At 64.2% G+C, this 22,823-nt stretch carries 19 protein-coding genes; 15 read left to right on the forward strand and 4 right to left on the reverse strand.

What is annotated here, in order from left to right:
• The first annotated feature begins 8 nt into the window (after positions 1 to 8).
• The 6 genes from IPK66_06805 to IPK66_06830 all read left to right on the forward strand — a co-directional run bounded on the left by IPK66_06805 (position 9) and on the right by IPK66_06830 (position 4,500).
• Positions 9 to 353 (forward strand): DUF167 domain-containing protein, encoded by a 345-nt coding sequence (locus IPK66_06805; GenBank protein MBK8174967.1) that lies wholly within the window; start codon positions 9 to 11, stop codon positions 351 to 353.
• Positions 354 to 364: 11 nt separating this feature from the next.
• Complete coding sequence (folD, locus tag IPK66_06810; protein MBK8174968.1) at positions 365 to 1,255, forward strand: bifunctional methylenetetrahydrofolate dehydrogenase/methenyltetrahydrofolate cyclohydrolase FolD; 891 nt, start codon at positions 365 to 367, stop codon at positions 1,253 to 1,255.
• A 155-nt stretch (positions 1,256 to 1,410) separates the two neighbouring features.
• Positions 1,411 to 1,671, forward strand: coding sequence for a ferrous iron transport protein A (locus IPK66_06815; protein ID MBK8174969.1), 261 nt, complete (start codon positions 1,411 to 1,413; stop codon positions 1,669 to 1,671).
• Positions 1,672 to 1,679: 8 nt separating this feature from the next.
• Positions 1,680 to 1,907: a ferrous iron transport protein A gene (locus IPK66_06820; protein MBK8174970.1), complete on the forward strand. Its 228-nt coding sequence runs from the start codon at positions 1,680 to 1,682 to the stop codon at positions 1,905 to 1,907.
• A gap of 2 nt (positions 1,908 to 1,909) precedes the next feature.
• Positions 1,910 to 4,252: a Fe(2+) transporter permease subunit FeoB gene (feoB, locus tag IPK66_06825; GenBank protein MBK8174971.1), complete on the forward strand. Its 2,343-nt coding sequence runs from the start codon at positions 1,910 to 1,912 to the stop codon at positions 4,250 to 4,252.
• A gap of 5 nt (positions 4,253 to 4,257) precedes the next feature.
• Positions 4,258 to 4,500 (forward strand): FeoC-like transcriptional regulator, encoded by a 243-nt coding sequence (locus IPK66_06830; protein ID MBK8174972.1) that lies wholly within the window; start codon positions 4,258 to 4,260, stop codon positions 4,498 to 4,500.
• Positions 4,501 to 4,585: 85 nt separating this feature from the next.
• Here the strand turns inward: IPK66_06830 and IPK66_06835 are convergent, their stop codons facing one another.
• Positions 4,586 to 6,166 carry a slipin family protein gene (locus IPK66_06835; protein ID MBK8174973.1) on the reverse strand — a complete coding sequence of 527 codons (1,581 nt, stop codon included), beginning with the start codon at positions 6,164 to 6,166 and terminating at the stop codon, positions 4,586 to 4,588.
• A 616-nt stretch (positions 6,167 to 6,782) separates the two neighbouring features.
• Positions 6,783 to 7,682 (reverse strand): SDR family oxidoreductase, encoded by a 900-nt coding sequence (locus IPK66_06840; protein ID MBK8174974.1) that lies wholly within the window; start codon positions 7,680 to 7,682, stop codon positions 6,783 to 6,785.
• Between the two features lie 195 nt (positions 7,683 to 7,877).
• On the opposite strand from IPK66_06840, the gene IPK66_06845 reads away from it, so the two are divergent.
• Positions 7,878 to 8,651: a hypothetical protein gene (locus IPK66_06845; protein MBK8174975.1), complete on the forward strand. Its 774-nt coding sequence runs from the start codon at positions 7,878 to 7,880 to the stop codon at positions 8,649 to 8,651.
• 26 nt (positions 8,652 to 8,677) lie between these two features.
• On the opposite strand, the gene IPK66_06850 is transcribed toward IPK66_06845, so the two are convergent.
• Positions 8,678 to 9,346, reverse strand: a complete 669-nt coding sequence (locus tag IPK66_06850) for a glutathione S-transferase family protein (protein MBK8174976.1) — start codon at positions 9,344 to 9,346, stop codon at positions 8,678 to 8,680.
• Positions 9,347 to 9,756: 410 nt separating this feature from the next.
• Here IPK66_06850 and IPK66_06855 point away from each other — a divergent pair, with 410 nt between their 5' ends.
• The 8 genes from IPK66_06855 to odhB all read left to right on the forward strand — a co-directional run bounded on the left by IPK66_06855 (position 9,757) and on the right by odhB (position 20,696).
• On the forward strand, positions 9,757 to 11,046 hold the full coding sequence (locus tag IPK66_06855) for an ABC transporter substrate-binding protein (protein MBK8174977.1): 1,290 nt from the start codon (positions 9,757 to 9,759) through the stop codon (positions 11,044 to 11,046).
• Positions 11,047 to 11,263: 217 nt separating this feature from the next.
• Positions 11,264 to 12,409 (forward strand): AFG1 family ATPase, encoded by a 1,146-nt coding sequence (locus IPK66_06860; protein ID MBK8174978.1) that lies wholly within the window; start codon positions 11,264 to 11,266, stop codon positions 12,407 to 12,409.
• Positions 12,410 to 12,668: 259 nt separating this feature from the next.
• Positions 12,669 to 12,911 carry a hypothetical protein gene (locus IPK66_06865; GenBank protein MBK8174979.1) on the forward strand — a complete coding sequence of 81 codons (243 nt, stop codon included), beginning with the start codon at positions 12,669 to 12,671 and terminating at the stop codon, positions 12,909 to 12,911.
• A 387-nt stretch (positions 12,912 to 13,298) separates the two neighbouring features.
• Positions 13,299 to 14,249, forward strand: a complete 951-nt coding sequence (gene mdh / locus IPK66_06870; GenBank protein MBK8174980.1) for a malate dehydrogenase — start codon at positions 13,299 to 13,301, stop codon at positions 14,247 to 14,249.
• Positions 14,250 to 14,351: 102 nt separating this feature from the next.
• On the forward strand, positions 14,352 to 15,521 hold the full coding sequence (gene sucC, locus IPK66_06875; GenBank protein MBK8174981.1) for an ADP-forming succinate--CoA ligase subunit beta: 1,170 nt from the start codon (positions 14,352 to 14,354) through the stop codon (positions 15,519 to 15,521).
• A complete protein-coding gene (gene sucD / locus IPK66_06880) occupies positions 15,522 to 16,397 on the forward strand; it encodes a succinate--CoA ligase subunit alpha (GenBank protein MBK8174982.1) in 876 nt (291 codons plus the stop codon).
• Between the two features lie 63 nt (positions 16,398 to 16,460).
• Positions 16,461 to 19,361 (forward strand): 2-oxoglutarate dehydrogenase E1 component, encoded by a 2,901-nt coding sequence (locus IPK66_06885; GenBank protein ID MBK8174983.1) that lies wholly within the window; start codon positions 16,461 to 16,463, stop codon positions 19,359 to 19,361.
• A gap of 30 nt (positions 19,362 to 19,391) precedes the next feature.
• Positions 19,392 to 20,696, forward strand: a complete 1,305-nt coding sequence (odhB, locus tag IPK66_06890) for a 2-oxoglutarate dehydrogenase complex dihydrolipoyllysine-residue succinyltransferase (GenBank protein MBK8174984.1) — start codon at positions 19,392 to 19,394, stop codon at positions 20,694 to 20,696.
• 91 nt (positions 20,697 to 20,787) lie between these two features.
• Here odhB and IPK66_06895 read toward each other — a convergent pair whose 3' ends face one another.
• Positions 20,788 to 22,815, reverse strand: coding sequence for a glycogen debranching enzyme family protein (locus tag IPK66_06895; GenBank protein MBK8174985.1), 2,028 nt, complete (start codon positions 22,813 to 22,815; stop codon positions 20,788 to 20,790).
• Between the last annotated feature and the right edge of the window lie 8 nt (positions 22,816 to 22,823).

A 22,823-nucleotide genomic window follows, 5' to 3' on the forward strand; every position in this document is an offset into this window, starting at 1 on the left:
CGTCCCACCTGCCATTTACCCTCGCCGCCGATGGCGTGCGGGTCTATCTCCGGGTGACGCCGCGGGCGCGGCGCGCGGGGATCGATGGCCTGAAGGACGATCCGGATGGCGTGCGGTTCAAGGTTGCCGTCACCGCCGCCGCCGAGGATGGCAAGGCCAATGCCGCCGTTCTTGCCTTGCTGGCGCGGGAATGGCATCTGGCGAAGTCCGACCTTGCGATCATCGCCGGTGCCGGCAGTCGCAATAAGACCATCCGCATCGCTGGCGAGGGGCCAGACGTGTTGGCGGCGCTTATCCATTGGAGTACGGCGCGGGGTTTGCTAGGGGGCCTGCAAGACAAACGGGACGGGTAGGAGCGGGACGGATGGCACGGGCCGAAATTATCGACGGCAAGGCGGCGGCGGCGGACCTGCGTCGCGATATCCATGACGAGGTCATGCGCCTGCGCCGTTCCGAAAGGCTCACGCCGGGCCTCGCCGTGGTTCTCGTCGGCGACGATCCGGCAAGTCAGATCTACGTGCGCACCAAAGCACGGCACACGGAAGAGGCGGGGATGAAATCATTCGTCCACCGCCTGCCGGCGGATATCCGCGAGGAGCACCTGCTGACCTTGGTGCACGGCTTGAACCAGGACCACCGCGTCCATGGCATCCTGGTACAGCTGCCGCTGCCGCCGCAGATCGATGCGGCGGCGGTCATTGAGGCGATCAGCCCGGATAAGGATGTCGACGGCTTTCACGTGATCAATGCCGGGCGGCTGACGACCGGTAGCCGCGCCGCCATGGTGCCGTGCACACCGTCGGGTTGTCTGCGGCTGATCAGGAGCCACTGTGCTGCTCTGGCCGGTCGCGAGGCGGTCGTCATCGGCCGTTCGAACATCGTCGGCAAACCGATGGGCATGTTGCTGCTGGCGGAGGATTGCACGGTGACGATCGCGCATTCGCGCAGCGAAGACCTCGCCCTTCGCTGCCGGACCGCCGATATCGTTGTCGCCGCGGTCGGCCGGAGGGAGATGGTGCGTGGAGACTGGATCAAGCCGGGGGCCATTGTCATCGACGTCGGCATCAACCGGATCGAGGGCGAGGGCGGCAAGACCCGGCTCGTCGGTGACGTTGCCTTTGCGGAGGCGGCCGAGGTCGCGGGCGCGATAACTCCGGTTCCCGGCGGCGTCGGTCCAATGACGGTAGCGTGTCTGCTGCGCAACACTTTGGTCGCGGCGTGCCGGTCACGCGACCTTGACGAGCCCGATCTCTGATTTCCGCATGCTAGACATGCGGAAATAGCTTGTTGCGGCTGCGTCTCATGCCCATAAAATTCCTGTGGCTTTATTTTGATAATGATATTCATTAGCGTGGATGGTCATCTGTTGGATGGCCGCCGAACGCGAATGCAGGGCGAAGGGTGGAGTGAATGGACGCGTGCGGTATCAACGTTGCGACGTTCCCGTTGATCCTGGCCGCTGAGGGCGAGCGTGTACGTATCGTCGCGCTTGGCGAGGGCAGGGGGCTGAATCGAAAGCTCGCCGACCTCGGGTTGACCGTCGGCTACGAGGTTGTGATCGTCCGCAACGACGGGGCGGGTCCGATGGTGATTGCGCGCGACGATATGCGGCTCGCGCTGGGCGCCGGAATCGCCCATCGCGTACTGGTTTGTCGAACGATGGAGGGCTGACGGTGAGCGTGGGGCTCGGTGACCTGACGGTAGGGGAACGGGGTAAAGTCGTGGGATTAGAGCGCGGCGATCGATCTTATCGCGAGAAGCTGTTGTCGATGGGACTGACACCCGGCACGGAATTTTCCATCGTGCGGCAAGCGCCACTGGGCGATCCGGTCGAAATCAACGTTCGCGGTTATGCCGTGAGTCTGCGCAAAGGCGAGGCTCAGCTTCTCCGCGTGGAAAGGCTCTAAGCATGGCGTCCCATACGATCTGTCTCGTGGGCAACCCGAATTGTGGCAAGACGACCCTATTCAACGCGCTGACCGGTGCGCGCCAGCAGGTCGGCAACTGGCCGGGGGTGACCGTTGAACGCAAGACCGGCACCTATCGCTTTGACGGACAAGACGTATGCGTCGTCGATCTTCCCGGCGTCTATTCCGTGGCGGTCACGTCGGTGGCCTCTCTCGACGAGCGTGTCGCCCGCGAATACGTGCTTTCGAATGAAGCGCAGGTCGTCGTCAATATCCTTGATGCCTCTAACCTCGAGCGCAATCTCTACCTGACGACGCAGCTGCTCGAAATGCGCGCGCCGATGGTGGTCGCGCTGAACATGCTCGACGTCGCCCGCGACCGTCGCATCACCATCGACGTCGACGCGCTGGCCAAATACCTCGGTTGCCCGGTGGTGCCGTTGGTCGCCAATCGCGGCGAAGGGCTTGATGTGCTGCGCAAGGAAATCCGGCGCTTGGCCGGCTCCCCCCATGGCGCCGGTGCTGAAATCCGCTATGGCGATGAGGTCGAGCAGGTCATCGAGGACCTTCTGCCGACGTTGAAAGACCTCAATCCGCAGCCGAATGCTCCCGATCTGCGATGGCTGGCCGTCAAGCTGCTCGAGGGCGACGAGGCGGCAAAATCGCTCGTTCCCCCGCAGGTCAGTGCCAAGGCGATGGATCTCGCCGAGGCGGTCTATCAACGCGTCGATGAAGATTGCGATATCCTCATCGCCGACAGCCGCTATGGGTTCGCCAATGCGGTGATCAAAACGGCGGTCCACCGCCAGGGCGTCATCAAGCGAACGATGTCTGATCGCATCGACAAGGTGGTGATGCATCGCCTCGCCGGCATTCCGATCTTTCTCGTGGTGATGTACCTGCTGTTCTTTTTCACCATTAACGTCGGCAGCGCGTTTATCGATGTCTTCGAACAACTTACGGGCGTGATCTTCGTCAGCGGCGGCAGCGTTCTCCTCGAGAGCCTGGGAAGCCCGCAATGGTTGACCGCGCTTGTCGCCGATGGAATCGGCGGCGGCATTCAGACCGTCGCAACGTTCATCCCGATCATTGCCTGCCTTTACCTGTTCCTTTCGTTCCTCGAAGATTCGGGGTACATGGCGCGGGCCGCTTTCGTTATGGACAGGTTCATGCGGGCTGTCGGCCTGCCGGGAAAATCGTTCATCCCGCTCATCGTCGGTTTCGGGTGCAACGTGCCGGCGATCATGGCGACGCGCACGCTGGAGAACCGCCGCGATCGGGTGCTGACGGTGATGATGGCGCCCTTCATGTCTTGCGGCGCGCGTCTTCCGGTCTACGCGTTGTTCGCCGCCGCCATGTTTCCCACCGGCGGCCAAAATCTCGTGTTTGCCTTGTACATGATCGGCATCGGCTTCGCCGTGCTCACCGGCGTCGTACTCAAGGGAACGCTGCTTCGCGGCGAGGCGTCCCCGTTTGTCATGGAGCTTCCGCCCTACCATCTGCCGACCCTCCGCTCGGTGTTGTGGCGGACGTGGGAGCGTCTGAAGGAGTTCACCTACCGCGCTGGCCGCGTCATCATCGCCGTCGTCGTCGTCCTCAGTTTTTTCAACAGCTTTGGGACCGACGGGACGTTTGGCAATCAGGATACCGATAACTCGGTCCTTGCCGCGGCCGGTAAAGTGGTGACGCCGGTTCTGGCCCCGATGGGGATCAGCGAGGACAACTGGCCCGCCACCGTCGGCATGGTAACCGGCATTTTGGCCAAAGAGGTGGTCGTCGGGACGCTGAACTCGCTCTACGCGTCGCTTGCCGACGAAAAGCACGGAGGAATGGAAGGCGAGGCTGACGCTGGCTTCGATCTGTGGGGCGGCATTACCGCGGCATTCGCGACCATTCCAGAGAATCTCATCGGGCTTGCCGATAGCGTGATGGACCCGCTGGGCTTCAGCATCGTGCAGAGCCAGGACCTGGAATCAGCGGCGGAGGCGCAGGACGTGGACGTCGGGCTCTTCGGCGAGATGGCGAGCCGCTTCGACGGACGGATCGGTGCCTTCGCCTATCTGCTCGCGATCCTGCTCTATATGCCGTGCGCCGCCGCGCTGGCGGCCATCTGGCGGGAAACCGGGCCGGCCTGGGCCTTGTTCGCTGCGTCGTGGACGACAGGCCTCGGCTATGGTGCCGCCGTTCTCGCCTATCAGGCGGGCACGTTTGAGCGCGATCCTGTCCAAGCCGCGGGCTGGATCGCCGGCATCATCATTGTCTTCGCTGCGGCGCTGATGGTGTTCCGTATCGCCGGCGGGCGTGGTGTCGGCCGCATGGCCGCGACCGCAGTGGCGGCGGAGTAACGATCATGATCCTTGCCGACGTTCGCGATTACATGCGCGATCGCCACCGGGCGCCGCTGTCGGACCTGGAATCCCGCTTCGAGATCGACGCCGCCGCGCTGCGCGACATGCTCGATCACTGGATCCGCAAGGGACGCATTCGCCGTATTGATTCCGGTAACGAAGGGTCGTGCAGTTCGTGCTGCGGCTGCGCCAAATCCGCTCCCGAAATCTACGAATGGATCGGAAGCGGCCCGGCAACGGGCTGACTGCAGCGGGCGGGCTGGCCGTGGGCTGGCTGAAGGCGTAATTGCCGATGGAAGGCGGCGGGCTCGGCGCGCCTTGCCCCAGGCGTCAGGTGTGCTCGCCTTTGGGTGTGAACGCCCGCAAAAGGTCAAGTGGCAGCGGGAAAACGATGAGCGTGCTGCGGTCAGCGCTCATGCCCTGCAAGGTGGTCAGGTAACGAAGCTGCAGGGCCTGGGGCTGTGTTGCCAGGATCTCGGCGGCCTGCATAAACCGCTGCGCCGCCTGCAGCTCACCTTCGGCGTCGATGATCTTCGCCCGCCGGCTGCGCTCCGCCTCCGCCTGCCGAGCGATGGCGCGGATCATGCTCTCGTCGAGATCGATCCGCTTGAGCTCGACATTGGAGACCTTGATTCCCCACGCGGCGGTCTGCTCGTCGAGAATCTGCTGGATATCGGTGTTGAGCTTCTCCCGCTCGGCCAGCATTTCGTCGAGCTCATGCTGGCCCAGCACCGAGCGCAAGGTCGTCTGGGCCAGCTGGCTGGTTGCCATCTCGTAGGTCTCAACCTCGATGACCGCCCGAGCCGCATCGAGAATGCGGTAGTAGACGACGGCGTTGACCCGCACCGAGACGTTGTCGCGGGAGATGACGTCCTGCTGGGGGACGTCGAGGACGCGGGTGCGCAGGTCGATCCGGACCATCTGCTGGATGACCGGCAGGATGATGATCAGGCCCGGTCCTTTGACTTTCCAGAAGCGGCCGAGCAGAAAGACGACCGCGCGTTCGTACTCGCGCATCACCCGCAAGGACATCGCAAGAACGCCGAGGAGCAGAATAGCGAGTGCAATCCACACTTGTCCGATCAGTAGGCTCATCGATCTCTCCTCTCGGCTTCGTCGGGCTCGACGTCGAGGACGAGCCCGTCGATCGCCGTGATGCGAACACTCTGGCCGCGGTTGAGCGTTGAACGCGCGCGCGCGCTCCAGATCTCCCCGCGAACCCTGACCACGCCGTCCTTGTTCCGCCAGTCGAGCACTTGGCCGTGCCGACCCGGCATCGCCTCCATTCCGCAGGCGGCCGGCCGCTGGCGTGCGCGCATGACGAGGACCATCACTGCAAGGAAAAGGGCGGTCAAAACCGCCGCAACCGGGCCGATCAGACCCCAGGCGACGGCAAATCCCGGTGCTTCGTGGGGAACCAGCATGACGAAGCCGAGGACGAAAGCAACGACGCCGGCAAGGCCGAGAACGCCGAAGGCGCCGATCAACACCTCCGATCCCATCAAGGCGATGCCGAGCAGCAGCAAGGCAACGCCGGTCCAGTCGATCGGCAGGACCCGAAACGCGTAGAACGCGAGCAGGATGCAGATGGCGCCGAACACGCCCGGACCCATCAGGCCCGGCGTGTAAAATTCGAAGATCAACGCGTAGATGCCGATCAGCATCAGCAGCGAGGCGACGTTCGGATCGGCGATGAGCGACAGCAGCCGTGTACGCCAGTCGGCGGGGATCGCGACGACCTGCGCGCCGGCGGTGGCGAGCGAAACCGATCGCCCATCGATGACGATACGGCGCCCATCGATCGCCGTCAGCAGGGGCGGCACGTCCGGCGCGATGACGTCGATCACGTTCTGGCGCAGCGCCTCCTCCGCCGGCAGGCTTGCTGCCTCGCGGACCGCCTTGTCTGCCCATTCGACGTTTCGGCCGCGGAGCTGCGCGAGCCCGCGCAGATAGGCGGCGGCGTCATTCAACGCCTTTTCCGCCATTCCCGGATGGCTGCGGTGATCTTCGCTTCCTGCCCGCGCGTCGGGTGGGGCGTCGCCCGAAGGGCCGGCGGGCTCCGGTTCACCGCCGAGCGGCGTGGGGGCGCCGATGCGTACGGGCGTGGCCGCGCCGACGTTGGTGCCGGGAGCCATGGCCGCGACGTGACTGGCGTAGACGATGTACGTGCCGGCGCTGGCGGCGCGCGCGCCGGCGGGCGCGACAAACGCGATGATCGGAACAGGCGAGGCCAGGATCGCCTGGACGATTTCACGCATCGACGTATCGAGGCCGCCAGGGGTGTCCAGGCGCAACACGACAGCCGCGGCGCCGCTCTGCAGCGCCTCTGCGATACCGCGGATCACGTGATCGCTCGTGGCCGGTCCGATCGGCTCGGCGATGTCGATGAGCAGGACAGGCGCGCCCGCCGCCAAGGCCGCCGTAGAGTTTGTCGTGGAGTTTGCCGTGAAGCCCGTCGCAGCGCCAACAACGAGGAGCCCGGCAAACGCCAGCAGGACCACGGAGAACGACCGGAGCAGCCACGACGTCATGGCAATGGCCGAATTCCGCTTGGCGGACCCGCGGCGATCGTCGCAAGGCCGCTGCGATAGTGCGGATGACGCAGCACCACGCCGAGCTCCTGCTTGATTCGGCGATTGTCGATCCGACGGTTGTCGTTCCAGAAGCTCCGCGCCATGGGCGACAGCGCCGGTTCTGCGTCAGCGAAGGCGATCGGCGGCGGCGGGTCGATGCCGAGAAGGGCGCAGGCATACTCAACGACATCTGCCTGGCTCGCCGCCTCGTCATCGCAAAGATTATAGATGCGCCCGGCGTTCGGTCGGTCGATCGAGGCGCGCAGCACCTGGGCGATGTCGTCGACGTGAATGCGTGAGAACAGGTGTCCCGGCTTGACAATTCTGCGGGCGTCGCCTTTGCGGACCTGGTCGATCGCGCTTCGATGCGGCCCGTAGATGCCGGCGAGGCGAAAGACGTGCACGGCGATCCCGTGCTGTGCGCCGAACGCCAGCCAGCGGCGCTCGGCCTGAACCCGCCGACGACTGCGCTCCGAAGTCGGCGACAGGGTGGCGGTCTCGTCAACGAGATGCCCGCGGGTATCCCCGTAGACACCGGTTGTGGACAGATAGCCGAGCCAGCGGAGGGTCGGCAGTCGGGCGATCACCGCGCCGAGCCGGTCGATCACGATGTCTCCCTCGGCACCGGGGGCGATGCTGTGAAGCACGCCGGTCGCGGTGGCGAGCGCGGTGGCTATGTCCGCGATCGGGTGCGTCGGATCGAACTGAAACGCACGCACGCCGGCCGCCTGCATGGCCGAGCGTTTTTCCGCACTCCGGGACGTACCGGATACGATCCAGCCTTCCGACATCACCATTGCCGCCAGCGCCTGGGCGCTGTATCCGTAGCCCAGGCAGAACAGATGCGGTGTCATTCCCTGCCCGACTCTGGACTGTGTGACTTCGCCGATCAAACCATTGCCCTTCGAGCGTTCCAACGATCACCTGCCGCGCCGGCTCACGCCCGTTGCACCCTAGTCGTGGACTTCAGGCCCACGGCCCTTGCCGATCGCCAGCGTGCCCTCCAGTGTACGTCCGTATGGTGGTATGGAGGTAGGAGGGATAGTCCGATGCGTCCAGCTCTGAGCGCGGTCTGCGTGCTCGCGCTCCTGACGATGGCAACCCACGCCATTGCGGCCCCCGCCGTTGCGTCCCCTGGCAAGGCCATCGGTGCCGAGGAGCGCTACCACGCCTGCATGGATCAGGTGGCGAGCGATGCGCGCGCGGCTCTTGCAAGCGCGAACGCGTGGCGCGAGGCGGGTGGCGGCGATGCGGCTACGCACTGTGCCATGGCCGCCGAGATGGCGCTCGGCCGGTTCAGCGATGCGGCGGACGGCCTGGAGCGTCTCGCGCGCGAGGGCAACGGCAGCGCCCTGCTGCGCGCCTCCCTATGGGGTCAGGCCGCGCATGCCCACCTCGCCGCCGATCAGTTCGAGCAGGCGGAAGCCGCGGCGGGGCAGGGGCTTGACCTCGAGCCCGGCAACGCCACGCTTCTGGTACTGCAGGCAAGGGCGCTTGCCGGCGAGCGGCGACTGGGCGATGCCATCATCAGCCTCAATCAGGCCATCGCCGCCGATCCGTCGCTCAGCGATGCGTATGTCTTCCGGGCAAGCGCGTTTCGCCAGCGGCGTGAATACGATCGCGCCGCCGCTGATCTCGAGGTGGCGCTCAAACTGTCTCCCATTCAGCCCGAAGCTTTACTCGAGCGGGGAATTCTGCGGCGGCTGACCGGTGACGACGTCGGCGCCCGCGCGGATTGGGATGCGCTGATTGCTTCGGCGCCCAAAACCGAGGCAGCCGAATCGGCGCGCATCAACCTCGAGCGAATGGACGGGGGCGGTTGACGCTGCGAGACGGCAGCGGTGCGCCGCTAAAAGTCGAGGTCGGCGTACGCGGCTACGGGCGGAAGTCCGGGAATCGTATCGCCAAGGATGCTGCGAAAGCTCGGGCGTGACTTGACCCGAGCATACCAGGTCTTGGCGTCCTCGTAGCGATCCCACGGTACGTCACCGATATAATCGATGCACGAAAAGTGCGCCGCCGCGGTGATGTCCGCGAGCGAGAACCGGTCGCCGCCAAGCCAATTGCGCCGTTCCATCAAGAAGCAGATGTATTCGAGATGGCAGCGGACGTTGGCGTGGCCGGCGCGGATGGCCGAACTGTCCGGATGGCCGCGCCGGAGCAGCCGGCTCATCACCTTCTCGCCGACGAGGTTGCGCGTGACTTCAGCATCGAACTTGTGATCGAACCATGCGATCAGCCGGCGTGCCTCCGCCCGCTCCAGCGGCGTTTCGCCCAACAGCGGCGGATCAGGGCTCACCTCGTCGAGGTATTCGGCGATAGCCTGGCTGTCGGCTAGCACCGTGCCGTCGGACTCGACCAGCACTGGCACGTCACCCGCCGGATTGAGGGACAGGAACTCCGGCCGCTGCTCCCAGACCGCCTCCGCCCGCAGCTCGTGCTCCAGCTTTTTCTCGCCCAGCACGATCCGCACCTTGCGGCAGAAGGGCGACAGACATTGATGATAGAGAACCCGCATACCGGGTTAGTTACACCGAAAGCGCGTTGACGCAAACCTCGAAGCCGCACCAACCCGCGAAGGGGCGATCAACCGCTGCGGCGTTGCCGAGCTGCCCCGGGGTTTCGGTGGACATGACCGTCTCGGAGCAGGACCCGCGAGGGGCAGAAGGGGGGCGGACAAAGAGGCCGAAGGGATGGGTGGAATTGTTGGGGCTGCGGGCGGGCAATCGGGCTCGCCGTCGTCCTTCTGTTGATTTTCGCAGGCCAGCGGGCCTGCGCGTCGCTGGCGACGCATCACGGCGTACTGGAAGCCATGTCCGTTTTCCGACTAAAACGTCTCGGCCTAAAACGTCCCGGCGTTGACGGATCAGATCGAAGTCGGGCGAAAGAAGTGTCTGGCCGGGGAATCACCAAACAGGAGTGGGTCCGATGAGAAAGCGTGCAGCAGCCATCGTCTTCACCGGCGCGCTTGCGGCAACCGCCACTGCTATGGCGGGCGTCGCTGTGGCGGCCGATCCGCTCGTTGGCAATCTCGTCGATTTCACCGGACGCACCGCGCAGGTGAGCACGCCCTACAGCCAGGCAAAGATCGATGCGGCGAAGTGGATCAACGCCCACGGCGGGATCAATGGCACGCCGCTCAACATGCAGACGTTCGATTACGCCTACGAGGTTCCGCGCGCCATCGCCACCTACGAGAAATGGAAGAAGGAAGGCGCCGTCGCCCTTCAAGGGTGGGGCACGGCCGACACCGAAGCTCTCGTCAGCTTCGTCGCAGAAGACAAGGTTCCCTATTTTTCAGCATCCTATTCCGCCCATCTCACCGATCCCACCGGCAAGGGACCGGAGACCACGAAGCCGACGCCATACAACTTCATCATGGGACCGTCCTATTCCGACGCCATCCGCGCGTTGCTGCAGTGGGCGAAATCGGACTGGCAGGCCCGCGGCGGTTCGGGTGCGCCGAAGTACGTTCACATGGGCGACAATCATCCTTATCCAAATGCGCCGAAGAAGGCGGGCGAGGAGTACGCCAAGGAACTCGGCTTCGACGTGCTGCCGGCGATTCAGTATTCGCTCGCGCCGGGCGACTTCAGGGCGCAGTGTCTGAACCTGAGGCAATCGGGCGCGAACTATGCCTTCCTTGCCAACAGCTCGGATTCGAATGTCTCGCTGCTGAAGTCGTGCGCTAGCGTCGGCGCGCAGCCGCAGTTCATGGCCAATATCTGGGGCTTTGACGAAAGCCTGATGAAGGCGGCCGGCAAGGCGGCGAACGGTGTCGTCTGGCCGATGGGTGCGCAACCGTGGACGGCTGATGTACCCGGCATGAAGCTGGTGCACGACATCGCCCACGCCGCCGATCCGCGCATCGCCTATGAGCCAGTGCACTATATCCGTGGCATCTGCTCGATGTTCTACATGAAAGAGGCGATGGAGTGGGCAGACAAGAACGGCGGCATCACCGGCGTAAACATCAAGACCGGGATGTACCAGAAGAAGGACTGGGTTCCGGTGGGGCTGGAAGGCGTCTGCCCGAAGGCGACGTGGACCGCGGAAGACCATCGTGGTTTCACCGAAGTTTTGATCTATCAGGCTCGGGTTCCGGCGGACCCGCCGGCGGGCGCTGAAATCGCCCAGCTCGTCGCCGACGGCGCGATCGGAATGAGCCAGGTCTACGAGGTCGATATCCCGCGCCGGCCCGAGTGGCTCGGATGGTGAGTGACGCGGACGTCGACGGTGATCTCGTCGAGAGCGATCTATAAGAGCGACGATCGCGGTCGCGGGCCGTCGTCCATTCGGCCGGCGCCGGCCAGCGTTCCGGTCAGGAACAAAGGGACCAGGGTCGCAGGCGGGGTGAACTTCGGCCCCGCTCAGCACTTTACAAGCGGGCGATCAAAAACTAACGTGCATTTCGCACTTGCAGCACGGCACGCTCATGTCCGAAGGTCCCTTATCCGAATACCGTCGATGTCTCGAAACAGGCAAGATCCGCACTGATCCGGCGCAGGCACTCGCGGCCGAGAAGCTGGAAAGCCTGCATAAGGCGCTGATCGCCTATCAGCCGTCCGCCGGCAAGGTCGGCTGGAAGGCGCGCTTCGGGCTCGCCCAGCGCTCGACCGAACCGCCCCAGGGACTTTACATCTACGGTGGCGTCGGTCGCGGCAAATCGATGCTGATGGACCTGTTCTTTCGCACGGCACCGGTCGCGGCGAAGCGGCGGGTACACTTCCACGCCTTCATGCAGGAGGTCCATGACCGGCTGCGGGTGATGCGCCAGACACCGGGCATCCGCGAGCTCAGGCCCGGCAAGCGCGCCAGGGACGACGATGTGCTGCCGGCGGTGGCCCGGCTGATTGCGCGCGACTGCCGACTTCTGTGCTTCGACGAGTTCCAGGTGCAGGACATCGCCGACGCGATGATCCTTGGCCGTCTGTTCGAGTGGCTGTTCGAAGCGGGCGTCGTCGTCGTCGCCACCTCCAACCGCCCGCCGCGCGACCTTTACAAGAACGGCCTGCAGCGCGAGAACTTTCTGCCGTTCATCGGCCTAATCGAGCGCAAGCTCGACGTCCTTCATCTCGATTCCGGCACCGACTATCGCCTTGAGAGCATGCGGGCGATGCACGTCTTCATCACGCCGCTGTCCCAGATGGCCGACCGCCGGCTGGAGGACTACTTTGCGCGGCTGACCCACGGCCTCGACGTTCGCCCGGAGACGCTCCGCGTGCATGGCCGCGACGTGTGCATTCCCCGCGCGTCCGACGATATCGCCTTCGCGAGCTTCGCGGAGCTTTGCGAACGGCCGCTGGGACCCGCCGATTATCTCGCCATCGCCGGGCGCTTCGATGTGCTGTTCGTCGCCCGCATCCCCGGCCTGAGCCCGGAAAAGCGCAATGAGGCCAAGCGGTTCGTAACCCTGATCGATGCGCTCTACGAACACAAGGTCAAGCTGATCTGCACCGCCGAGCGCCCGCCGGAAGCGCTCTATCCCGCGGGTGATGGCGCCTTTGAATTCGAACGCACGGTCAGCCGCCTGTGCGAGATGCAAACCGAGCAATACATCGGCAGCGAGCACATGTGCTGACAGCCGCATCGGCGCGGATGTGTTGACGACCGCATGCGCGGGGAGGGTCGGCTTCAGTCCAGCCGTCTTACACCCTTGTTGTGGGCGCCCTCGTTGTGGATTGGCAGCAACAGTAACCGGCATGCCGCCCCAGCCGTCCTTGATTTTGCTGCATTGCAGCACAATTCAGCGAAAGCAGTGACCGTCGGCACGGTCAGAAACAAGTCGACCCCGTGGGAGGATCCGTCCAGGTCGGTCAACCCGTGTAGGAGGACTCGATATGAGCGGATTGAAGCTTGATGAAACGATGGTTGGTAAAGGGCACAGCGTACCGGCCCATGCGATGGAGCGAGAGACGATTCATCGCCATGTCGCGCGCGGCCGCGATTTGCGGGCCGAACATATCGCGCAATGGGGGCGGTCGGTCGCCCGGACGTGGGCGAGCCTGTTTCGCGGACCCAGCCGCTTGCTGACGCCCAGCAAGGACGCGCGCAAACGGATGACAACGCTCGCGCAACACTGATGGGCCGCCCGTCGCGGCCACGCCGACGGTCTCCAGGCCGGTTTTTCCGGGCTTTCGTGAGCCGTCGGCCGCTCTCGCTTTAACGCGTTGATGCTTTAAACCGGGCGGTTCATCCCCCGATCGTCCCGTTCGCGCGCGCGTAGAGGATGTTTGCAAGGTCTCTGATCCAATCGGCGGACGGGGCGCGCTCATCCGCCGCGAACGCCTGATCAAGCGATGCTGGCAGCCGGTTACGGCTGAATTCGCCGGGACGAGACTGCTGTCCGCGCATCGCTTGCCCGCTTCGATAATTCGCGCTACTAACACGCGCTCGAACCTTGCACTGCGGCAATACCCCGATTTTGAGGGTCGATTGCGCCGCACAAATCTCCTTGAGGGGGAGTTCAAATGGCACGCAAAAAAATCGCCCTTATCGGCGGCGGCAACATCGGCGGGACGCTGGCGCACCTCTGCGCTCTGAAGGAATTGGGCGACGTCGTCCTGTTCGATATCGTCGAAGGGCTGCCTCAGGGCAAGTCGCTCGACCTGCTGCAGTCGACGCCGGTCGAGCGGATCAGCGTCTCGCTGAAGGGCGCGAACGATTACGCAGACATCGCCGGCGCGGACGTGGTTATCGTCACCGCCGGTGTGGCGCGCAAGCCCGGCATGAGCCGGGACGACCTGATCGGTATCAATACCAAGGTCATGAAGGCGGTCGGCGAAGGCATCAAGGCGCATTGCCCCAACGCGTTCGTCATCTGCATCACCAATCCGCTTGATGTCATGGTCTGGGTGCTGCGCGAATTCTCCGGTCAGCCCCACAACATGGTGTGCGGCATGGCCGGCGTTCTCGACAGCGCGCGGTTCCGCACGTTCCTCGCCGAAGAGTTCCAGGTATCCGTCGAGGATATCACCGCTTTCGTGCTGGGTGGCCACGGCGATACGATGGTGCCGCTGGCGCGCTATTCGACCGTCGCCGGTATCCCGCTGCCCGACCTGATCAAGATGGGTTGGACCACGCAGGAGAAGCTCGACAAGATCATTCAGCGCACCCGCGACGGCGGTGCCGAAATCGTCAGCCTGCTGAAGACCGGCTCGGCCTTCTACGCCCCGGCCACCTCGGCGGTTGCCATGGCGGAATGCTTCCTGAAGGACAAGAAGCGGCTGATGCCGTGCGCGGCGTGGTGCGACGGCCCGTATGGCCAGAACGGCCTTTACGTCGGCGTGCCGACGATCATCGGCGCCGGGGGCATCGAGAAGGTCGTCGAGATCGAACTGAACGCCGAAGAGAAGGCGATGCTCGACCATTCGATCAACTCGGTCAAAACACTCGTCGAGGTCGCCAAGGGCCTGATGTAGGGGCAAGGGTGAGGACCGTCGCGCATCTCAGCGCGGCGGTTTAAGGTCCAGGATGCGCGCCGCCACCCAGCGTTACGGCGTGGAAGAACGAGAGAGGGACGCATGAATATCCACGAGTACCAAGCAAAACAATTGCTGGCAAAATACGGCGTCGCCGTTCCGAGCGGGCACGTTGCTTACACGGCACAGGAAGCGGAAGCCGAAGCGAAGAAGCTGGGCGGCCCCGTCTGGGTGGTCAAGGCGCAGATCCATGCGGGCGGTCGCGGCAAGGGTGGCGGCGTCAAGGTGGTCAAGTCGATCGAGGAGGTCTTCCCGACGGCGGAAAAAATGCTGGGGATGACGCTCGTCACCAAGCAGACCGGCCCCGCGGGCAAGGAAGTCAAGCGCGTCTACATTGAGGAAGGCTGCGACATCAAGCGCGAGTGCTACATGTCGATGCTCATCGACCGCGCCACCTCGCAGATCACCATCATCGCCTCCACCGAAGGCGGTATGGACATTGAGGAAGTGGCGGCGAAGACGCCCGAGAAGATCCTCAAGGTCGCCGTCGATCCGGCAACCGGTATCCAGCCGTTCCATGGCCGCCAGATCGCCTTTGGCCTGAAGATGGAAGGCAAGCAGGTCGGTGCGTGCGTGAAGTTCGTCCTTGCCATGTACAAGGCGTTCACCGAGCTCGATGCCTCGCTGGTCGAGATCAACCCGCTGGTGGTCAGCGGTGCCGGCGATGTCATCGCCCTCGACGCCAAGATGAACTTCGACGATAACGCGCTGTTCCGTCACAAGGACATCCAGGAACTGCGCGACGAGGACGAGGAGGATCCGGCCGAGCTCGAAGCGGCCCGCCACGACCTCAACTACATCAAGCTCGACGGCTCGATCGGTTGCATGGTGAACGGCGCCGGCCTCGCCATGTCGACGATGGACATCATCAAGCTCTACGGCGGCGATCCCGCCAATTTCCTTGATGTCGGCGGTGGAGCGACGAAGGATCGGGTGACCGAGGCGTTCAAGATCATCCTGCGCGATCCCAACGTCGAAGGCATTCTCGTCAACATCTTCGGCGGCATCATGCGCTGCGATGTCATCGCCGAGGGCGTGGTCGCGGCCGCCCGCGAGGTCAGCCTCAACGTACCGCTCGTCGTCCGTCTCGAGGGAACCAACGTCGATCTCGGCAAGCAGATCCTCAGCGAATCCAATCTGCCGATCATCTCCGCCGACGATCTTGCCGACGCCGCCCAGAAAATCGTGAAAGCCGTCAAGGAGGCCGCATAAATGGCCGTGCTCATCGGGTCTGAGACCAAAGTTATCTGCCAGGGCTTCACCGGCGCCCAAGGCACCTTCCATTCCGAACAGGCCATCGCTTACGGCACCAAGATGGTCGGCGGCATCACTCCCGGCAAAGGCGGAAGCACTCACCTCGACCTGCCGGTGTTTGACACCGTGGCCGAAGCCGTCGCCGCGACCGGTGCCACCGCCTCGGTGATCTACGTTCCGCCGCCGTTCGCCGCTGATGCGATCCTCGAGGCCATCGACGCCGAATTGCCGCTGGTCGTCTGCATCACCGAGGGGGTGCCGGTGATGGACATGCTGAAGGTCAAGCGGGCGCTGGCCGGTTCGAAGACCCGGCTGGTGGGTCCGAACTGTCCGGGGGTGATCACGCCGGGCCAGTGCAAGATCGGCATCATGCCGGGACACATCCACACGCCGGGCAAGGTCGGCGTCGTCTCGCGGTCGGGCACGCTGACCTATGAGGCTGTGGCGCAGACCACGGCCGCCGGGCTTGGCCAGACCACCTGCATCGGTATCGGTGGCGATCCGATCAATGGCACCAACTTCATCGATTGCCTGGAAATGTTCCTCGGCGATCCGCAGACCGAGGCGATCGTGATGATCGGCGAAATCGGCGGCTCGGCGGAAGAAGATGCCGCTCAGTTCATCAAGGACTCGAAGACCACGAAGCCGGTCGTCAGCTTCATCGCCGGCCGTACCGCCCCTCCGGGCCGACGCATGGGCCATGCGGGAGCCATTATCTCTGGCGGAAAAGGGACGGCTGCGGATAAGATCGATGCCTTGCGTTCTGCAGGGATCCATGTCGCTGAATCGCCGTCAGCGATGGGAAGCACCATGGTCCAGGCATTGCGCGGTTAGATCTGGGTCTTTGAACAACAGAAAGGGGGCGCGGCGAACAAAGCCGCGCCACTACCGGGCAACATGGCTGTCACGACGGACACCTTCCTTTCGGGAGCGAACGCCCCATACATCGCTGACCTCTATTGCCGCTTCGTCGACGACCCCAGCTCGGTAGATCCGAGCTGGGCGTCTTTCTTTGCGGAGCTGGGCGAGGAAGCACGGATCATTCTGGGAGATGCCCGCGGCGCCAGTTGGGCCCCGCCACCGGCATCGTCCGACAACGGTGCACCCGCCGCGCTCCCCGCCACCTCGCCGCCGGCGGCGCTGCGGTCGTCGCTCGCCGAATCCCGAGCCGCGATCATTGATTCGGTGCGGGCGCTGATGTTCATCCGCGTCTACCGCGTGCGAGGCCATCTGATGGCCCGCTTCGATCCGCTCGGCCTCGAAGGCAAGAAATACCATCCGGAACTCGATCCGGCGACGTACGGCTTCACCGAAGCCGACATGGACCGGCCGATCTTTCTCGACAACGTTCTCGGCCTCGAAACGGCGACACTGCGCCAGATCGTCGAGATCCTCAAGGAAACCTACTGCGGCTCGATCGGCGTCGAGTTCATGCATATCATGCATCCCGATGAGAAGGCGTGGATCCAGCAGCGCATCGAGGGCATCCGCAACCAGACGCAATTCACCGTCAAGGGCAAACGCACCATTCTCGAGCGGCTGATCGAGGCCGAGGAGTTCGAGCGCTTCCTGCACGTCAAGTTCACCGGCACCAAGCGCTTCGGCCTTGATGGCGGCGAGTCGACCATTCCGGCGATCGAGCAGATCCTCAAGCGGGCGAGCCAATTGGGCGTGCAAGAAGCCGTCCTGGGCATGGCTCACCGCGGGCGGCTCAACGTCCTCGCCAACATCATGAATAAACCCTACGTCGCCATCTTCTCCGAATTCCAGGGGCGTGCCATCCATCCCGACGACGTCCAAGGCTCGGGCGACGTCAAGTACCACCTCGGCACGTCCGCCGACCGTAGCTTCGACGGTGACGAGATCCATCTGTCGCTGGCAGCGAACCCCTCCCACCTCGAGGCGGTCGATCCCGTGGTTATCGGCAAGGTGCGCGCCAAGCAGACGCAGCGTGGCGACACCCAGCGCAGCCAGGTGATGGGAATCCTTCTGCACGGCGACGCGGCGATCGCCGGCCAGGGCCTTGCCGCCGAATGTTTCAGTATGTCGGAGCTCAAGGGCTACCGGGTCGGTGGCACCATTCACATCGTCATCAACAACCAGATCGGCTTTACCACCAGCCCGTCTTATTCGCGCTCCTCGCCCTATTGCTCGGACGTGGCGAAGATGGTTCAGGCGCCGATTTTCCACGTCAACGGTGACGATCCCGAAGCGGTGGTCCATGTCGCCCGCATCGCCACCGAGTTCCGCCAGGAATTCAAGCGTGACGTCGTCGTCGACATGTTCTGCTACCGCCGCTTCGGCCACAATGAAGCCGACGAGCCGTCGTTTACGCAACCGATCATGTACAAGGCGATCGCCAAGCATCCATCGACCCGACAGGTCTATGCTCAGCGGCTGATCGACGAAGGGACGTTGGCGGCGGCAGAGGTCGACCAGATAGCTGCCGAGACGCGCGGACGTCTGCAGCAGGCCTTTGACGCGGCGCCGCAGTACAAACCCAACAAGGCGGATTGGTTGCAGGGCAAATGGGCTGGCCTGCGCACACTGATGGGCGAAGAGGAACTGCGCGACGACGAGACCTGGGTCTCGAACGAGCTGTTGCGCGATATCGGCCTGTCGCTCTGCCGCTATCCCAACGACTTCCACATCCATCGCAAGCTCATCCGCCTGCTGGATTCCCGCCGCGAAATGATCGAGAGCGGCGAAGGCGTCGACTGGGGAATGGGTGAGGCCCTGGCCTTCGGCTCACTGCTGGCGGAGGGTGTTGCCGTCCGTCTTTCCGGGCAGGATTCCGGGCGCGGGACCTTCTCCCACCGCCATGCGGTACTGATCGACCAGGAGAACGAGAGCCGCCACATCCCGCTCAACAACATCTCCGATGGCCAGGCGATGTTCGAGGTGATCGACAGCCAGCTGTCGGAAGCCTCGGTGCTCGGCTTCGAGTACGGCTACTCGCTGGTCGAACCGGATGCGCTGGTGTTGTGGGAGGCTCAGTTCGGCGACTTCGCCAACGGCGCCCAGGTGATCATCGATCAATTCATCGCCCCCGGCGAGTCGAAGTGGCTGCGGCTGTCGGGTCTGGTGATGTTGCTGCCGCACGGCTATGAAGGTCAGGGACCGGAGCATTCGTCGGCACGGGTGGAGCGCTACCTGCAGCTCTGCGCCGAGGACAACATCCAGGTGGTCAACTGCACGACGCCAGCCAACTACTTCCACGCGCTGCGCCGGCAGATCCGCCGCAATTTCCGCAAACCGATGATCGTCTTCTCGCCGAAGTCGCTGCTCCGTCATAAGCTCGCGGTCTCGCCGCTCGCCGACTTCGGTCCCGGCACCCGCTTCAACCGGCTGATACCCGAAACCGATACACTGGCCAGCGACGAGAAGGTGCGCCGCATCGTCTTCTGCACCGGCAAGGTCTACTACGACCTGGTGCAGGAGCGGCGGACCCGCGGCCTCGACGACGTAGCGATCGTTCGGGTCGAGCAGCTTTATCCGTGGCCGCGCCTCAGGGTCATCGAGCAGTGCCGGCGCTACGCCAATGCCGAGGTCGTCTGGTGCCAGGAAGAGCCCGCCAACATGGGGGCATGGACGTTCGTGCTGCCTCGGCTGCACAACATTCTCGAGGAATTGGAACGTGACCCGGTCCTGCCGAGTTACGTGGGCCGTGCAGCCGCGGCCTCGCCCGCGACCGGATTGCTCAAGATGCACGAGGCGGAACAACGCACCATTGTCGAGCGGGCGTTGGTCCAAAAATGCGCCGAGCTGCCGCAGCCCTTCCGGCGGACTGCACGTTAGTCGACGCCTCAAAGACGAGGAATGACATTGATGGCGACCGAAATTAAGGTGCCGGCCCTAGGCGAGTCGGTGAGCGAAGCAACCGTAGCGAAGTGGCTAAAGGCTGTCGGCGATCCCGTGGCTGTCGACGAGCCGCTGGTCGAGCTGGAAACTGACAAGGTCACGGTCGAGGTGCCGTCGCCCGTCGCCGGTGTGCTCGGCGAGATAATCGTTGAAGCCGGCAGTGACGTCGCCGTCGGCGCCGTCCTCGGCTCGATCAGTGAGGGTGCGGGCGCCGCTGCCGGTGGCAGCGCCAAGCCGCCAGCCGCTGAACCGCCGCAGCCGCAAGCACCGGTCCCCACGCCCGCATCGACATCAGCACTGCCGACGTCCCCAGCGACCGCTTCCGCCCCTGCCGCGGCTTTGGGGTTGTCGCCGGCGGTGCGCAAGCTCATCGACGACCATCGGCTCGATGCCGCAAGGATTCGGGCGAGCGGCAAGGACGGCCGGCTGACCAAGGGCGATGTGCTCGCCTATATTTCCACCCAGGGCGATGGACCCGCGCCGGCCGGCGAGGCTCCATCGCAACCTGCGCCCGCCATCGTCTCGCCTGCCGCCATGAGCAGTGTGGCTGCGGCGCCGGTCGCGGCCGGACCCCGCGAAGAACGCGTGCGGATGACCCGGCTGCGCAAGATGGTTGCCGCTCGCCTGAAGGATGCCCAGAACACCGCGGCGATGCTGACGACCTTCAATGAGGTCGACATGACCGCGGCCAACGCCCTGCGCAGCCAATACAAGGACAGCTTCGAGAAGCGGCACGGCGTGCGCCTCGGCGTGATGTCGCTGTTCTGCAAGGCTTGTGTCGTCGCGCTCAAGGAGTTCCCGGCGGTCAATGCCGCGATCGATGGCGACGATATCGTCTACAAGAACCACTACGACATCGCGATTGCCGTCTCCTCGCCGCAGGGCCTGGTCGTTCCGGTCGTGCGCGATTGCGAAGCGTTGTCCATGGCCGACATCGAACTGAAAATTACCGACTTCGGCAAGCGCGCCCGCGCCGGTCAGCTTGCCATCGACGAGATGCAGGGCGGCACCTTCACCATCACCAACGGCGGCGTCTTCGGCTCGCTGATGTCGACGCCGATCCTCAATCCGCCGCAGTCGGGCATCCTCGGCATGCACAAGATCCAGCAACGCCCGATGGTTTTGCCGGATGGGCGGATCGAGGCACGGCCGATGATGTATCTGGCATTGTCCTACGATCATCGGATTATTGACGGACGCGAAGCGGTGAGCTTCCTCGTCCGCGTCAAGGAATGTGTCGAGGACCCGCAGCGGATCTTGCTGCAAGCATAATCCGCGCGCTTTTCCCCAGTGCGGACGCCGCGTCACCGCCGAGGTGGTGACGCGCGCGGCATGCGCGCCGGCGATCGGGCCGCCGCGCGCTTCAGGTTGCGGTATTGCGCCAGGCGCGGAGAAATTCGGCGACGCTCCAGGCCTGAGCAATGCAGCCCCGTGGCGTGAACGGGGGTTCGGCATCGAAAACTTCGCTGATCGAACCGACACACGCTTCGTCGAGATGCGATTTGAAACCGTCGAGAAATCGCCGGGCCTCGTCGCGCCGGCCAGGATGGACTTTCATCCAGGCATCGATGAACGGGCCGATCAGCCAAGCCCATACCGTGCCCTGGTGATAGGCCGCGTCCCGCGATCGCAGATCGCCATGGTATTTTGGCTTGTAGTCCGGATGATCGGCGGACAATGAACGCAGGCCGACCGGCGTCAGCAACCGCTGCTCCACCACGGTCATGACCGCTTCCCATCGGTTCTCGTCGAGAATGGGGAAGCGGAGCGCGATGGCGAACACCTGGTTGGGCCGGCAGCTCGAATCGTCACCGTTCTCGCCGTCGATGACGTCGAAAAGATAGCCGCCGTCGGCGTACCAGAAGCGCTGATTGAACGAGGATCGCGCAAAGTCTGCCATTTCGGTGAGGTTCGGTATGTCCGTGTTTCGGTACTGAAACTCTTCGACCCAGACGGCCAGCGTGCGCAGAGCGTTGTACCACAACGCGTTAATTTCGACCGCTTTACCCCGGCGCGGGGTGACGACCCAATCGCCGACCTTCGCATCCATCCAGGTAAGCTGATAGCCGTCGGCCCCTTGGCGCAGCAGCCCGTCATGGTGATCGACGCCTATGCCGAAATGCGTTCCGCGCTGGTGATGATGGACGATATCGATCAGCCGCGGCAGCAACTCTGCCAGCGTGTCTCGATCGCCGGTGAGCTCGACGTAGCGATCGAGCGCATGAAAGAACCACAGCGTCGCGTCGGCGGTGTTGTAAAGGCCCGTTCCCTCGCGTTCAGGAAACAGATTGGGGATGAGGCCATCGCGAATATGGTTGGCGAAGGTCTGCAGAATGCCGCGGGCTTCCGTATGTCGGCCCGTCAGCAACGTCAGACCCTCAAGGCTGATCATCGTATCGCGGCCCCAGTCGGTGAACCAGTGATACCCGGCGATGACCGTGCGCGGTGGCGCGTCGATGTCGTCGAGTGCCATGGCCTCAGCGCGCGGCGGAGCGATCACGAACGTATCGGCGGCAAGGATCAACTCACTCGCCGGTTCCTCGCGCAACGATGCGTCCGCCTGGGCGATCAAGGCCTGCCGGCGCGCGCGTTCATCCGTCACCGCTTCGCCGGAGCGCAGCGCCGTGATCGTTGACCACGGCTCTGTCGAGGCGGTCAACGAGATCGTGTGATCGCGCCGGAGCTGCACCGAAAAGTGCCCAGGGCTCCAAACCGAGCCGCGGCAATCGTAGCCGCGATCGGCTTCGGTCGCATAGTACACCTCCTGCCTCGCGCCGTGGTCGAGCGTCAACGTCGCCCCTTCGCTCCGCAGCAGCAGGTGCAGGGTCGGCAAGGCGCTATCGGCGGAGATCTCGTAGCGGTCGCCGACCGCCGTCAAATGATAGGTCCGCGCGACGCCGTCGGTGACGCGGGTATCATGGCCACGAAAGGACAGGAACGGTCGCAGCTCCAGATCGATCATCTCGGCGCCTTCAATCAGCCGCCAATCGCAGATCGCCGTGTTCTGGCCGTGCAACAGGGTCAAGCTTCGCTCGAGAATGATCCCATTGAGGTCGTATCGCCAGACCGGCAGACCAAGGTCAAGGCGGAACTGGCACAGGGTCCCGTGATCGACCTCCTCGTCCTCCGTTGTCACTTGGCCGGCACCGAGGCCGACAAGGCGACCATCGTCGAGGCGTACGTGCTCGGCGAAGAGCGTCAGCATCACCAGACGCCCCAGCGGTACGGGATGCGCGGCAATCAGCAGTCCGTCGAACCGGCGGGTGACGAGGCCAGTTATCGTTCCGCAGGCATAGCCGCCCAGTCCATTGGCGACGAGCCATTCCGGCGCGCGTCTTTCATATGCATCAGCGCGCGTTCGCCAGTCGATAATTCGCATCGGCTCATTCATCGCTCTGC

It is taken from the genome of Rhodospirillales bacterium (assembly GCA_016712595.1).
Classification (GTDB): domain Bacteria; phylum Pseudomonadota; class Alphaproteobacteria; order Rhodospirillales; family Defluviicoccaceae; genus Defluviicoccus.